This window comes from Arthrobacter sp. B2060 (genome assembly GCF_059090445.1).
Genome location: NZ_JBNHFR010000006.1, coordinates 1 through 12,813 on the forward strand (window position 1 = coordinate 1; position 12,813 = coordinate 12,813).

At 61.1% G+C, this 12,813-nt stretch carries 10 protein-coding genes; 5 read left to right on the forward strand and 5 right to left on the reverse strand.

Going from position 1 to position 12,813, the window contains the following annotated elements; all coding sequences use genetic code 11:
- Positions 1 to 296 (forward strand): transaldolase family protein (locus tag AC5RUM_RS12085; protein ID WP_494035155.1); only part of this gene is annotated, 296 nt, incomplete at its 5' end.
- Positions 297 to 661: 365 nt separating this feature from the next.
- Positions 662 to 1,474 carry a triose-phosphate isomerase gene (gene tpiA / locus AC5RUM_RS12090; RefSeq protein ID WP_494035156.1) on the forward strand — a complete coding sequence of 271 codons (813 nt, stop codon included), beginning with the start codon at positions 662 to 664 and terminating at the stop codon, positions 1,472 to 1,474.
- A 108-nt stretch (positions 1,475 to 1,582) separates the two neighbouring features.
- Here the strand turns inward: tpiA and AC5RUM_RS12095 are convergent, their stop codons facing one another.
- The 5 genes from AC5RUM_RS12095 to AC5RUM_RS12115 form a co-directional block, all read right to left on the reverse strand.
- Entirely contained in the window at positions 1,583 to 3,733 is a 2,151-nt protein-coding gene (locus AC5RUM_RS12095; protein WP_494035157.1) for an amylo-alpha-1,6-glucosidase, read from the reverse strand.
- Between the two features lie 238 nt (positions 3,734 to 3,971).
- On the reverse strand, positions 3,972 to 4,715 hold the full coding sequence (locus tag AC5RUM_RS12100; protein ID WP_487444149.1) for an SDR family NAD(P)-dependent oxidoreductase: 744 nt from the start codon (positions 4,713 to 4,715) through the stop codon (positions 3,972 to 3,974).
- A gap of 28 nt (positions 4,716 to 4,743) precedes the next feature.
- Complete coding sequence (locus AC5RUM_RS12105) at positions 4,744 to 5,490, reverse strand: glucose 1-dehydrogenase (protein ID WP_494035158.1); 747 nt, start codon at positions 5,488 to 5,490, stop codon at positions 4,744 to 4,746.
- A 47-nt stretch (positions 5,491 to 5,537) separates the two neighbouring features.
- Positions 5,538 to 7,022, reverse strand: a complete 1,485-nt coding sequence (locus tag AC5RUM_RS12110) for an APC family permease (RefSeq protein ID WP_494035159.1) — start codon at positions 7,020 to 7,022, stop codon at positions 5,538 to 5,540.
- Positions 7,023 to 7,209: 187 nt separating this feature from the next.
- Positions 7,210 to 7,869, reverse strand: a complete 660-nt coding sequence (locus tag AC5RUM_RS12115; RefSeq protein ID WP_494035160.1) for a TetR/AcrR family transcriptional regulator — start codon at positions 7,867 to 7,869, stop codon at positions 7,210 to 7,212.
- 1,363 nt (positions 7,870 to 9,232) lie between these two features.
- Here AC5RUM_RS12115 and AC5RUM_RS12120 point away from each other — a divergent pair.
- The 3 genes from AC5RUM_RS12120 to AC5RUM_RS12130 all read left to right on the forward strand — a co-directional run bounded on the left by AC5RUM_RS12120 (position 9,233) and on the right by AC5RUM_RS12130 (position 12,673).
- A complete protein-coding gene (locus AC5RUM_RS12120; protein ID WP_494035161.1) occupies positions 9,233 to 10,627 on the forward strand; it encodes a flavin monoamine oxidase family protein in 1,395 nt (464 codons plus the stop codon).
- Positions 10,627 to 11,058 carry a Rid family hydrolase gene (locus AC5RUM_RS12125; protein WP_487444144.1) on the forward strand — a complete coding sequence of 144 codons (432 nt, stop codon included), beginning with the start codon at positions 10,627 to 10,629 and terminating at the stop codon, positions 11,056 to 11,058. Before AC5RUM_RS12120 ends, AC5RUM_RS12125 begins: the two co-directional genes overlap by 1 nt.
- A gap of 136 nt (positions 11,059 to 11,194) precedes the next feature.
- Entirely contained in the window at positions 11,195 to 12,673 is a 1,479-nt protein-coding gene (locus AC5RUM_RS12130) for an APC family permease (RefSeq protein ID WP_494035162.1), read from the forward strand.
- Positions 12,674 to 12,813: the final 140 nt, after the last annotated feature.

A 12,813-nucleotide genomic window follows, 5' to 3' on the forward strand; every position in this document is an offset into this window, starting at 1 on the left:
AACTCGTTGCCCCCGGCGTCGTGAACACCATGCCGGAAAAGACCCTGGACGCCACCTTCGACCACGGCGTGGTCACCGGCGACACCGTCACCGGCACTTACGCTGAGGCAAACGACACGCTCAATGCCCTGGAGGCGCTCGGCGTCTCCTACAACGACGTTGTGGCCGTGCTGGAATCCGAAGGCCTCGACAAGTTCGTTGCCAGCTGGAAGGAACTGCTGGCCGACGTTGAGGGCGCCCTGGCCAAAGCACGGACGTGCACGGCCTCCTCTGCACCGGGAGAAACGCCCAAATGACGCGCTCAACCAGGCAGAGGGAGAGCGGTGACACCAGCGTTCCGGCTCCCGAGGACTGGACCTCACTCCAGCCGGGCGACCTGGTGGAAGTCACCGAACCCAGCGGATACACCTACACGGCGAGGATCGAGACCAAAACCGAGAAATCGGACATCCTGTGGATCCGAAGCCATGGCATGGGCACCCGGCATTTGCTGCACAATCAGGACGGCACTCGGCTGCAAGCCAGGCAAACAATCGAACAGCCCCCGGAAGCAATAACCTGCCGACGACATGGCTCGCAGGGGCACGCATTTCGGCCAGCAACCCACGCGGCTGAAGCGAAAGAACATGCGCCATTCACAACAAGCAATACGGAGGAACACATGAGCACGCCCGCCAACAGCGCCTTTGACCGGACGCCCTTGATCGCCGGCAACTGGAAGATGAACATGGACCATATCCAGGGAACCAGTCTGCTGGAACATCTCGCTGAGACTCTGTCCGAGGCAAAGCACGACTATGGCCGTGTGGAAGTCGCTGTCTTCCCGCCCTTCACTACCCTTAGTGCGGTGCAGACCCTAATCCAGGATGACGGTTTGGACCTCGTCTCCGGCGGCCAGGACCTGTCCCAGTTCGACTCAGGCGCCTACACCGGCGACATCAGCGGCCAGTTCCTGGCCAAACTCGGCTGCAAATACGTTCTCGTAGGTCACAGCGAACGCCGCACCATCCACAGCGAAACCGACGAAACCCTCAACGCCAAGGTCAAGACCGCCTACCGCCACACACTCACCCCGGTACTCTGCGTAGGTGAAGGCCTGGACATCCGCCAGGCCCGCACTCACGTCCAGCACACCCTCAGCCAGCTGCGCGCCGGCGTCGAGGGACTCACATCCGGCGAGGCCGCAGGGCTCGTCGTTGCGTACGAGCCCGTGTGGGCCATCGGCACCGGGGAAGTCGCCGGGCCCGAAGACGCACAGGAGATGTGCGCCGCGATCCGCACCGAACTCAGCAATCTGTTCGATGCAGATGCCGCCGCCAAGACCAGGCTCCTCTACGGTGGCTCGGTCAAGGCCAGCAACGCCGCATCCATCCTGAACGAGACCGACGTCGACGGCGTCCTAGTCGGGGGCGCGAGCCTTGATGCCGCCGAATTCGCCAACATTGCAGGTTTCGAGCGCCAACTGGCCAGCTGACTCAGTTTCAGATCCTATGCCCGCCCGACCCGGCCATGCGGGCATAGCCCTCGGGTGCAGCTGCGCTTGCGGCTGCACCCCCGGGCGTTGTGCCCGGACGGGCTGCCGCTACTTCTCGGTTTGGGGCCTGTCTTGTTCCATCAGGTCGCCGACCCACGGCAGATAGCCCCGGTGGAAAGCCATTCCTTCGGGTAATCCCTGGATGGATACGTCGGACCCGGAAATGTCGATGGTGATCGGGCCAGCGCCCATCGGCGCGTTGCTGATGTGCAGGTTGCCATAGGATTCCGGGAGCACAGGATCCATCCAAACTCCCCCTTGGGAAACGTCCGGGTCGTAGCGCATCAGAGTTGTCACCAGCATGATGGGTGTCGTAGCTGCCCAGGCCTGAGGCGAGCACGCAGTCGGGTAGGGCACGGGCGTAGCGAACTGCTCCCGGCTGAAGCCGCAGAACAGTTCGGGCAGTCGCCCCTCCGAAAACTCTGCGGCCTCCAACAACGCTGTGGAGACTCGCTGCGCCTCGGCGACAAAGCCGTAGCGCATGAGGCCCACTTGGATAATGGCGTTGTCATGAGGCCAGACAGAACCGTTGTGATAACTGGCAGGGTTGTAGGCGTCCATATCGGAAGCCAGTGTACGTATGCCCCAACCGCTGAACATCTCGGGGGACATCAACCGCTCCACCACCAGCGGCGCCTTGTCGCCACCAACAATGCCGGTCGTCAGGCAGTGGCCCATGTTGGAAGCGCAGGCATCGACGGGCCGCTTGTCTTTGTCCAGTGCTACGGCATAGTAGCCTTTGTCCGGCAACCAGAACTGTTCGTTGAACTGCCGCTTCAGGCGGGCCGCCCGCTCCCGCAACTCGGCCGCCTTAGCCGAGTCGCCAGCATCATGGGCCATCCACGCTGAGGCCAGAAGAGCGCCATATACGTAGCCCTGCACCTCACAGAGCGCAATGGGCGGCTCGGCAAGGGTTCCATCAGCGAAGTTAATCCCATCCCAGGAGTCCTTCCAGCCCTGGTTGATCAACCCTCGATCGTTGAGGCGTGCATACTCGACGAAGCCGTCTCCGTCTTTGTCGCCGTAGTCCTGAATCCAGGACCTGGCTCGGTCCGCGTGGGGCTGGAGCGCGGCGATGCTCTCCTTGGCAAACCCCCAGCGGCTCACTTCGCCCAGCACCATGAGGAACAACGGCGTGGCATCCACGCTGCCGTAGTAAACCGATTTCCCGCCCAAGGCTAACCCGCTGGATACGTCCAGCCTGACCTCATGCAGGATCTTGCCCGGCTCCTCCTCGGTCATCTGGTCTACCACCGTACCCTGACGCTGCGCCAAGGTCTGCAATGTACCAAGGGCCAGAGACGGATCTACCGGGAGTGCCATTGTCGATGCCCACAGCGAGTCCCGTCCGAACAGGGTCATGAACCAGGGCGCCCCGGCAGCCACCACCACCCGGTCCGGATGTTGCGGATCCTCGATCCGCAAAGCGCCGAGGTCGTCGTAGCTGCGTCGAAGAGTCCGCTCGATCGAGCGATTTCCCATTTGCAGCACTGGTATCTTGGCCACCCACTCCAGCCGACGGCGATCGCGTGGGGACCCGCCCTCGTCCGGATGCTCAAAGAGCGAGACACTGCCCGCACTGTCCGTTCCCGGGACCACGCTCACCTGCGTCGTCCAGTGGCCGTGCCGCGGGATGCTCACTCTAAAAGTTAAGGCTTCAGCCTCGACTGTTGCTTCGTCAGCGTGAATGACTACAGCCTTAACGACGTCCTGCCACGCTGCATGGATGATCAACGAGTGCCCGTCCAGTTCGCGGGTTTCAGCCCAGCGACGTTGCACCCTCGCCTCTTTGACTTCGAAGAGATCCGCAAAATCAGATCCGACGATCAGTGCGACCACGCACTCGACGGATTGCCCCGAGTGGTTCCGAATGGTGATCTGCTCCAAGATGCCGGCGCCGACTTCCCGCAGTCGTTCTACGATCAGCGGGCTGTCCGCCTGCCCGTCAATGCGTGGCACGCGGCCCGCGAAAAGCGCTCGGTAGGGCTCCTTGGTTTCTGCCGCCAGCGGCTCCAGCGACTGCTCGTTCACCTTCAGATTCCAGCGCGAGAGGATGCGCATGTCCTCATAGAAAACTCCGTGCGGGTATTCGGGAAGGATGTCTCCGTTGGTTGAGGAAATGCAAAAGTTGGATCCTTCGACCAGCGTGACTGTCCCGCCTAATGGCCCCGCTGCTGTATCAGCGTTCCATCCTGCCATCGCAGGCTCCTTTGCGTTTTACACCGACGGTTCGCACGGCCAATCTAAAGTTTCGAGCCGGTCTCCATCAGTTGCAACGAAGCTACTCCTGCCAGTCCCCAGGTGCCAGACCCGAATTGACTATTTGAAGAGAGGTCTCCCACTCCACGGCCACCGTGCCCTTCCAAGGCTTCAGCGGACGCTATTTACCCTCCGCCCGCCCCGTCAGCGACGGGGCGGGGAGGCTCGCTGAATAGGCCTAGGCCGCGGTATAGGCCCCGTCCACTACCAATTCGCTGCCACTCATGTACGAGGACTCGTCTGAGGCGAGGAACAGCACGGCGGAGGCGATCTCTTCGGGGCGGGCCCACCTGCCGAAGGGGAAGCTCTCCGGCGGCAATGAGGTGCCGGGTTCGGCGCTGTTGAGCAGCATGGGCGTCTCGGTCTCACCTGGGCAGACAGCGTTTACACGGATGCCGTCCGCGGCTAGCTCAAGTGCCGCGGCCTTTGTCATCCCCCGCACCGCCCATTTCGAAGCCACGTAGGCGAAGTTGTCCTCGAAGGCGACGAGACCGGAAGTAGAACAGATGTTCACGATGGAGCCACCGCCTGCGAACCTCATTGCTGCGATGACACTTTGCATGCCCAGGAACGGACCCACTTGGTTCACGTCAATGACAGAACGATAGGTCTGCTCGGTGGCGCTTTCGGCCCGCGTCGATCGAAAAATGCCGGCGTTATTGACCAGGACCGTGGGCGCCCCGAAAGTGAAATGACAGTGGCGTACCACTTCGGCCCAGTCTGATGTTGAGGCGACACTGCGGTTAGGAAGGAACTGAAAGCGGTCGCCGCCCAACTCGTCAACAAGGTTGGGCCCCTCTCCTTCCGTGATATCAAAGCCCACCACTCTTGCTCCCTCGCGCACCAAGGCGCGGACGTGCTCTACGCCCATTCCGCTTCCGGCACCGCTAACGATCGCGATCTTGCCTCTGACTCGATCCATGTTTTTCTCCTTTCTGTTCATTGGGGTGCTACTGCGCGGTGTAGGCACCGTCAATGACAAGTTCGCTGCCGCTCATGTAGGACGATTCATCCGAGGCAAGGAATACGACGGCGGAACTGATCTCCTCCGGCTGCGCCCACCTTTTGAAGGGCAGGTTGTCGGCAGGCGGGAGAGCCCCCGAGGGTGTATCGGCAATCGCGCGGATCATCGGGGTGTCCGTGTCTCCGGGGCACACTGCGTTAACCCGGATGCCATCTCGTGCCAGTTCGAGCGCTGCGGCCTTCGTCATCCCCCGCACGGCCCATTTCGAGGCGACGTAAGGGAACAAATCGGCAAACGCCACCAGCCCGGCCGTCGAGGCGATGTTGATGATGGATCCGCCAGCTTCCCGCAGTGATGGAATTAGCGCCCGCATTCCCAGGAAGGTGCCCACCTGGTTGATATCCATGACATGCCGGTACTCTTCCTCGGTCACCTTTTCCAAGGTTTGCAGTGGAGAGATGCCCGCGTTGTTGACCAGCACGTTTGGAGTGCCGAAATGCTGCCGGCCGGCAGCCACCACCCGATCCCAATCCGCGGCTTGCCGTACGTCCCCGCGAAGGAAGAGCAAATTGTCTTCACCCAATTCCTCCACGAGCTGCGGGCCGGAACCCTCGTTGAGGTCGAAGGAGATAACACGGGCCCCCTCTTGAATCATCCGGCGGGTGTGGCTGACGCCCATGCCGCTGGCTCCGCCGCTGATGACAGCGATCTTGTCGGAGAGGCGTTGTGTCATGTTGGTGTCCTTTTCAGTAGTCATGTAATAGGTCGTGGCAAATCCGCCTACTGGCGGCCGATTTTTTCGTAGACCCCCGGCTTCGACTTCTTCAGCCAGCGCGCGTACACAATTCCACCCACCCAGACCAAGGGGATGAAGAGGGTGAAGGACAGGGAGGCTAGCGGTCCTGCGCCGATGAGTGCGTCAACGTTCAGAAAGCTGAGCACGAGCACCAAGGTCAGGCTGCCCAAGGCCAGCAGCGGGGCTACCCTTGTCTTCCATGCACCGCGGCCTGGCACGATGTGCCGTCTGAAGTAGATGAGCACCGCTACCGAAACGAGGACCAGCAGCGCTACGACGACGATCGCTCCAAGTCCGTTCAGGCGGATGTAAACCGTAAAAGCGACCGCGCCCGTAGCCTCGAAGGCCGTACCTGCCGCAATGGCAATGACTGCTGCGACTTCGAGGGCGCTGACAATGAGGGACGCAACAAACGGGGAATGGTGCCGGGCGTGTGCAACTCCAAGTATGGGCGGCAAGGCGCCATCCTTGCCCAGTGAGTATGCGTAGCGGGCCACGGCGTTGTGCTGGGCAAGCAGGCATGCGAACGTCGAGGAGATCACGAGAACATTGATGATGCCCGGAACCACGCTGCCGACATAGGAGGCGGCTAGGTCGCCGAACATGGAGGCCACGGCGCCGCCGGCGCGGGCGTCCGCGACGCCCTGCGGGCCCAGGGCAGTCAGCATTGCCCATGCTGCCACTATGTAGAACAGCCCAATCAGGATAACGGCAACGTAAGTGGCCCTGGGGATCGTCTTGTTGGGGTCTTTTGCTTCCTCGCGGTAGATGGCCGAGGACTCGAACCCGCCGAAGCACAGCATCGCGAACAACAGCACCAAGCCGAAATTGCCGGTACTTGCGGCTTCCCAGGCCAAGGCATTCAGCGGCGGACCGTCGGGACCTCCGTCTACAAAGACCCTGAGGTTGAACACGAGGACGAGTACGACTTCCAAGATCAGGGCAACGCCGAGCGTCTTTGCCGAGAATTCGATCTTCCGGTACGCAGCTACTCCGGTAAGGACAGCGCCAAGTAGCCCGTAGAGGTACCACGGCAAGTCCGGCCCGTGAAATGTGTCGACGACGAGCTGGCGCCCATACACGCCGAACGCTGCCCATGTGGAGAGAAGAAGCACCAGGTAACCGGCCATGGCGAGGAAGGCGCCACCAAGGCCTACGTCCTTTCCCAACCCGGCAGTGATGTAGGCGTAGAAGGCTCCGGGGCGTTCCACATATCTGGTGACTGCTGTGTATCCCACGGAGAACAACAGGAGGATGATCGTGGCTGCTGCGAGTGCGGCAATAATGCCGCTGCCCCCGTAGGCGATCATTGACGGCATAAGGCCCACAACAACCAGGAGCGGCGCCGCCCAGGCGACAACGGAGAACAGGATGCTCCCGACTCCGAGCTGGCCGCGAAGCCCGTTTTGCGTTCCGGTTGCAGTGGTGAGGGCCGACTCGTCACGTTCGGCGCTGGTGTGTTGGCTCATTGGTTTCCCTATCGAATGACAAAAGGTATTCGGTGAGGTCGAGACTCCTGCAGGTACATCTTCGGACCTTAGGGAAGACCCTAGGCGAACGAGTGTTCGTTACACAAGGGCTTAAAAGAAAAACGCCCTCAACTGAGGGCGTTGTATCAGGGACCAAACCACGCGTGTCATGCGTGCCGCCTGAGGCTTAGACGGGGATGGGACTTTGTGTCGCGAGGATTGACCGGCTCACTGCAACCGCATTCGCCAGCAGTTTTTCCAGCGATTCCGGGCTTCCATCCCAGTTAGCCCAACGGCCTGCACCGTCCAACAGAGTCAGAATCATGTAGGTGTTCTGACTGGAGAGGGAAAATCCCATTTCTTCGGCCGCTGCAGCAAACATGTCCTCGTGCAGGCGCAACCAGGTGGCAACTTCTTCACGCGTCTCATCGCCGAGGAATTGCCCGACTCGATCCGTTGCAACAAGGAGGTCCCAGAGATCAGCTTCCGGCCGCTGCAGTTGCTGCGAGAGGTGGAAGCGGACAAGGGCCGCCCAGTACTCCTCCGCATTTGCCGTCTCTTCCGCCGCGGCGAGCAGATCTTGCCCGAACCTATGCGTAAACCAACTCAGCGCCTCGGCGATGATCTCAGCCTTCCCACCGGGGAAACTCGAATACAAGCTGGACGGCCTAAGATCCAACTCGCCGCTCAGAGTACGCATGGACACGGCGTTGTAGCCGTTCGTGGTGGCTAACCTCAGGAATGCCGCAAGGATCCTCTGCCTTGCTGGCGTCTGGGTCGACCAATCGCGACGGGACAAAAACTCGCGGACAGCAGCGTTGGCCTGTGCGCGCGAAGTGGCTTTCATTTCTACCTCAAACCTTGTCGTCAGCTCTCCATATTAGCGAACGATCGTTCGCGGATCACGTTGTGGCAACAACGTGATCAGTAAAAAACTGCCGGCAAGGACAACCCTATCTCCCATGTTCGATCCACCCGTCCTAAGCCGGCCGCCTCCATCTAGGTCGCCCCGAGCATCGTCAGCCTGGATCGCACCCCAACCGGAGAATAGCAGCGCCGCAGCATGACGGAGGGCCGGTTATCGGCGTCATACAAGCCTTGGAAATGGGTATGTTGGAACTCCAACTCATGTTTCTGCCTAGTATCAGTGCTGCCCTGATTGCCTCGGCTGAGCCTTAGGGTTGACGAAGGAGTCATTGGTCTCCAGGTTTGGCTGCTAGTCGTCAAGGCGGGGTTGAGATAGTTCGTAGTCCACGACAACTGCTTGTCCGCGATCCAATAGTCACTGTGCCCGTACACGTGTTCCCCGGCTTCAGGAGGGTCCCTGATTTCGGTGTTCCGCCGCTCCGCGGCCGCCGGATCTTCGTCCGGCCCGGCCAGGGGTGTTGCGATGGGATCGGTGGATCGCCAAAAATTAGCCCAGCCATCGCTCCCGGTGACTACTCGATGCGGGAAGAACTTGAAGTAGAGCGAGCCGAGCGGCGTACCACAGGTGACGAGTGCAGGCCGGTTTCCTTTCTCAAAGGCGGCAGCTTGATTCGCGACAGCCCAGGCTGCCAGGACCGACCCTTGGCTATGCCCGACCAGTACTCTTGGTTGATCTGACCTGACAGTGAGGGCTTCCGTGATGCCGTGCACGGCATCACGACGGTAGGTTCTTGCGCCCAACGGTTGGAGGGTTATTGGCCAAAAGCCGACCACGTCAGCGGTGCTGGCCAGTACGCTTCTGAGAACGGGTAGAGGGTTTGCCCTGCGGACTATAAAGAAGCTTGCCGCGGCACTAATACCTGCAAGCCAACCTATGAATTAGCTGGGTGGGCAGGCAATCCATGAACAGAGTACATTGCTCCCCTTTTTGTTCACGGTCCCGAAACAAGCCAACCAATGCCGCGCCAAAAAACCAGTGCACAGACCACGAAAAATACGGATGTGCGGATAAGAATGCGGGGAAGATGACCCACCACTTCATGAGCCCAGCGCAAGAACTCTGGGCGGTGCCGGCTATCTTCGCATTAGCAGCCCACGCCCCGTCGGCGCGCGTGCCCAAAAAACACTCTGAGGAACCTCTATACAGCGACCTTCTTTCTTGCTAGATTGCTGCCTAACGTTAGTTAGCTCACTCACTCTCGTTACGTACATCACTAGGACCCCGACACCGTAACAGCTGGGCTGTGGCTGGGTCGGACCCTACAAGCAGGAAGAACTTCACAATGTCATCCACTATTAACGAGGTCGGCCACCACGCCGATGCCATTGTCGTGGGCGGCGGCCTGTCGGGAATGGCTGCCGCTTTCACCTTGGCGCAGGAGGGACTGTTGGTCACTGTGCTGGAGGCTAAAGACCGCGTCGGCGGTCGGACGCACTCGGACCCGGACACGCCTGGTGGTCCGTTGGATCTCGGCGGCATGCTGATCGGCACGACGCATGACCGGTCCCGTCTCCTTGGGGAGACTCTTGGCCTTTCGTGGGTTCCGGCCCGCCCGTCGGGCAGCATGACGTACCGGGCCGAGGGCCAAGTCGTTCGGGCACCTGATGGCGGCTACCCCGATTCTGTGGCAGGTTCAACCGCGCTGGACGCTGAGTTGACGAGGGTCAACGGGCTTTTTGATGAGTTGGCCGAACTCGTAGGCGCCGAAGGTCCGTGGGACAACGCCGAGCATGTGGCGTTGGACGCGATGACGGTTGAATCGTGGCTTGAGCAGAACGTCCCAGACCCTGTGGCGCGCCGTATTGTCAGGACAGACCTGAACATCATTGTTGGTGCTGATACCACCGAGATGTCCATGCTGTTTTGGGCTCAGTACGTTGCCAAATGCGAGGGCATACGTGCGCTGCAGGTAACCGCCAACGATGCTCTTTGGCTCGGCGGTTCCCAGCAGATCTCCCAGCGCATTGCTGAACTCCCGGGTATCACCGTGGTCACCGACGCCCCGGTCAATTCCGTGTCCTACACGCAGGACTCTGTGGTCGTGGAGTCCTCGAAGGGGCGTTTCACCGCGCCGGCAGCAACAATTGCTGTCCCTCCCTCGGCTGCCAATGTAATCCGGTTCTCCCCTGAACTGCCTCTTGCCCGCCGCCAGCTTCAGGCACGGGCTCCCATGGGCCGGGAATCGAAAGTTCAGGTCCGGTACAGCCGGCCGTTCTGGCGTGATGCAGGACTTTCTGGCGAAGTCTTCGATCTGGACCTGGGCTATCTCTCACTGGACGTCACTCGCCCCGGGGACGACTGGGCAACCATCGTTGCATTCATCGGCGGCAAGGACTACGACGCCTGGTTCGCTCTCGGAGCGGACGCCCGCAGGAAGGCCGTGCTTGATTCCCTCGTGGCCGTCCTCGGCCCTGAAGCGGCCGACGTGCTGGGCTACCACGAGACTGATTGGCCCAGTGTGCCGTACACGATGGGCGCACCGGTCACGGTGATGCCGCCGGGTCTGCTGAGCAAGATCGGGGATGCATTGAACGCACCGGTGGGACCCTTGCGGTTCGCCGGCACCGAAGCGGCCTCGATGTGGACCGGTTATATGGAAGGCGCCGTCCGGGCCGGGGAAGCAGCGGCACACAGCATCTTGGCCACCCATAAAGCACTCACGGCAGGAGCAGTCTGATGACAACACGAGAATCAACGACACCGACCGGCACCACTGACTTTACGTACCTCATCCCCGAAGGTATGGAGGAAGTCGGTGAGACATACGGCCTCGCCCCCGGCGTGCGCAGCGGATCTCTCATTTTCGTCTCCGGTCAACTTGGAATCGACGAAACCGGCACCATCCCGGCCGACGGCGCCCGCCAGGCAGAGCTGGCAATCCTTGCAGTAGAACGTATCCTCGCCGAGGCCGGGGCCACGCTGCGGGACATCGTGCAGCTGCAGACCTTTCACAAGGGCGGAATGGCAGCGACCAACGAGTGGTTCCTGCCGGTCAAGTCCCGCTTCTTCCCCGCTCCCTACCCGTCCTGGACGGGCTTCGGGGTCGCTGACCTTGGTGGAGAAGGCGCGTTGATCGAGATCGGCGCCATCGCGCGCGTTCGCTCCTGACTCCTGTGCGGGCCGCTCACTACGTGGGCGGCCCGCACAGGCGGGATCCCTCACGGTCCCATCTCTGTACTGGTAGCCAGCTGGGGGCGGCGCCAGGTCCTATATATTGATTCGCATCAAAAAGAGGCAAACAAAAATGAGGAATACAACCCCTCCCACGGCTCCAAGCGCCGCAATCACTGAGACTAAAGACCGGCTCTCGGGCGATCTGGGCACGACCTCGCTCGTCCTGAGCGTGCTCGCATTCTCCGCCCCGATCGTCACCGTCTCAGGCTTTATCGCCTTCACGGTCCTTTTCGCCGGGACGACGTCGCCCATTGCGTTCCTGACCGCCACAGTCGCCCTGACCATCTTCGCGGTCGGATTCACGACCATGACCAAGCACATCCCCCGCCCGGGCGCCTTCTACGCCTACGTCACCATGGGCCTGGGAAAGATCGTCGGCCTGGGCGGCGCCTACCTGGCTATCGTCTCGTACTCCATGATCATCACGGGACTGTACTCATTTACCGGCATCACCACGGCGGCGCTGATCCAGAGCTTCGGCGGACCGGAAACCCCATGGTGGGTATGGTCGTTCGCCGCTCTGGCACTCGTCGGTGTCCTCGGGTACTTCCATATCGAGCTCTCCGCGAAAGTACTGAGCGTGGTCATGGTCCTGGAAGTCGTGATCGTTATGACCTTCAACGTCGCTACCCTCTCGAAGGGAGGAGCCGAAGGACTGTCTGCCGCACCCTTCAACGCCGTGGAATTCTTCTCCCAAGGCGAGGTTGGCGTGGCCTTGCTCTTCGCGTTCCTGACGTTCATCGGATTTGAAGCGACCGCTCTTTACCGGGACGAGGTCAAGGACCCCAACAAGACCGTTCCCCGGGCCACCTATCTGGCGGTGATCTTCGTCGGTCTGCTGTACTGCCTGTCCTGCTATGCCTTGGTCAGCGCCTACGGCTCCTCCGCCGTGGAAACCGCCACGAACAACCCGGCAGGCATGTTCAACGACGCCCTCGACCGGTTCGTTGTGCCCGGTTTCTCCAACGTCTCGTTGGTCCTGGTGGCATCCTCCTGCGTCGCTGCCCTGATTTCGACCCACAACGTCATCGCCCGCTACCTGTTCAACATCGGCTCTGACCGTGCGCTGCCGTCCTACCTTTCCAGGGTCCACAAGAGCCATCACTCCCCGTACAAGGCGTCTGTCACGGTGTCCGTCGTGATCGCCCTGGCCCTGCTTTCGGTTGTCATCTCAGGCGCGGACCCCGGGCAGTTCTACGGTCAGATGGCCGGTCTTGGTTCCACGGGCGTTCTCGTACTCATGGCTTTGGTGAGCCTCGCGGTCGCGGTCTTCTTCTTCCGTAAGGGAGTGCCGGCCAGCGAAAACAACTGGAAGGTGTTCATCGCCCCTATCGTGTCCGCGGTTGCGCTCACGGCTGTTGTGGTGTTCGCCATCATGCGCTTCGAACTCGTCGTCGGTGGTGAACCAGGCCAAAACCTTGGGCTTCTGTATGTCCTGGGCGCAAGCCTCCTGCTCGGTATCCTGTTCGCCGCATACGTTCGGTCCGCCAAGCCGCAGATCTATGCAGGCTTGGGCCGGCAGGAAACAGCCGAGCCAGACATGTCCTAACCCACTATGGTCTGAGGGGGCGCCTACTGGACGCCCCCTCAGACATTTCCGGCCACTTGACACTCTTACCCAGCCGCAGCAAACGTCGCAGCCTCATGCATTGGACTTACGATGGGAAGACGGTCCCACCGGGGGCACGG

What these genes read in the sequence shown, in the direction of transcription:
- AC5RUM_RS12110 (WP_494035159.1), bottom strand. Translation starts at nt 7,022, where the DNA reads ATGAGCCAACACACCAGCGCCGAACGTGACGAGTCGGCCCTCACCACT.
- AC5RUM_RS12100 (WP_487444149.1), bottom strand. Translation starts at nt 4,715, where the DNA reads ATGGATCGAGTCAGAGGCAAGATCGCGATCGTTAGCGGTGCCGGAAGC.
- AC5RUM_RS12130 (WP_494035162.1), top strand. Translation starts at nt 11,195, where the DNA reads ATGAGGAATACAACCCCTCCCACGGCTCCAAGCGCCGCAATCACTGAG.
- AC5RUM_RS12105 (WP_494035158.1), bottom strand. Translation starts at nt 5,490, where the DNA reads ATGACACAACGCCTCTCCGACAAGATCGCTGTCATCAGCGGCGGAGCC.
- AC5RUM_RS12125 (WP_487444144.1), top strand. Translation starts at nt 10,627, where the DNA reads ATGACAACACGAGAATCAACGACACCGACCGGCACCACTGACTTTACG.
- AC5RUM_RS12095 (WP_494035157.1), bottom strand. Translation starts at nt 3,733, where the DNA reads ATGGCAGGATGGAACGCTGATACAGCAGCGGGGCCATTAGGCGGGACA.
- tpiA (WP_494035156.1), top strand. Translation starts at nt 662, where the DNA reads ATGAGCACGCCCGCCAACAGCGCCTTTGACCGGACGCCCTTGATCGCC.
- AC5RUM_RS12120 (WP_494035161.1), top strand. Translation starts at nt 9,233, where the DNA reads ATGTCATCCACTATTAACGAGGTCGGCCACCACGCCGATGCCATTGTC.
- AC5RUM_RS12115 (WP_494035160.1), bottom strand. Translation starts at nt 7,869, where the DNA reads ATGAAAGCCACTTCGCGCGCACAGGCCAACGCTGCTGTCCGCGAGTTT.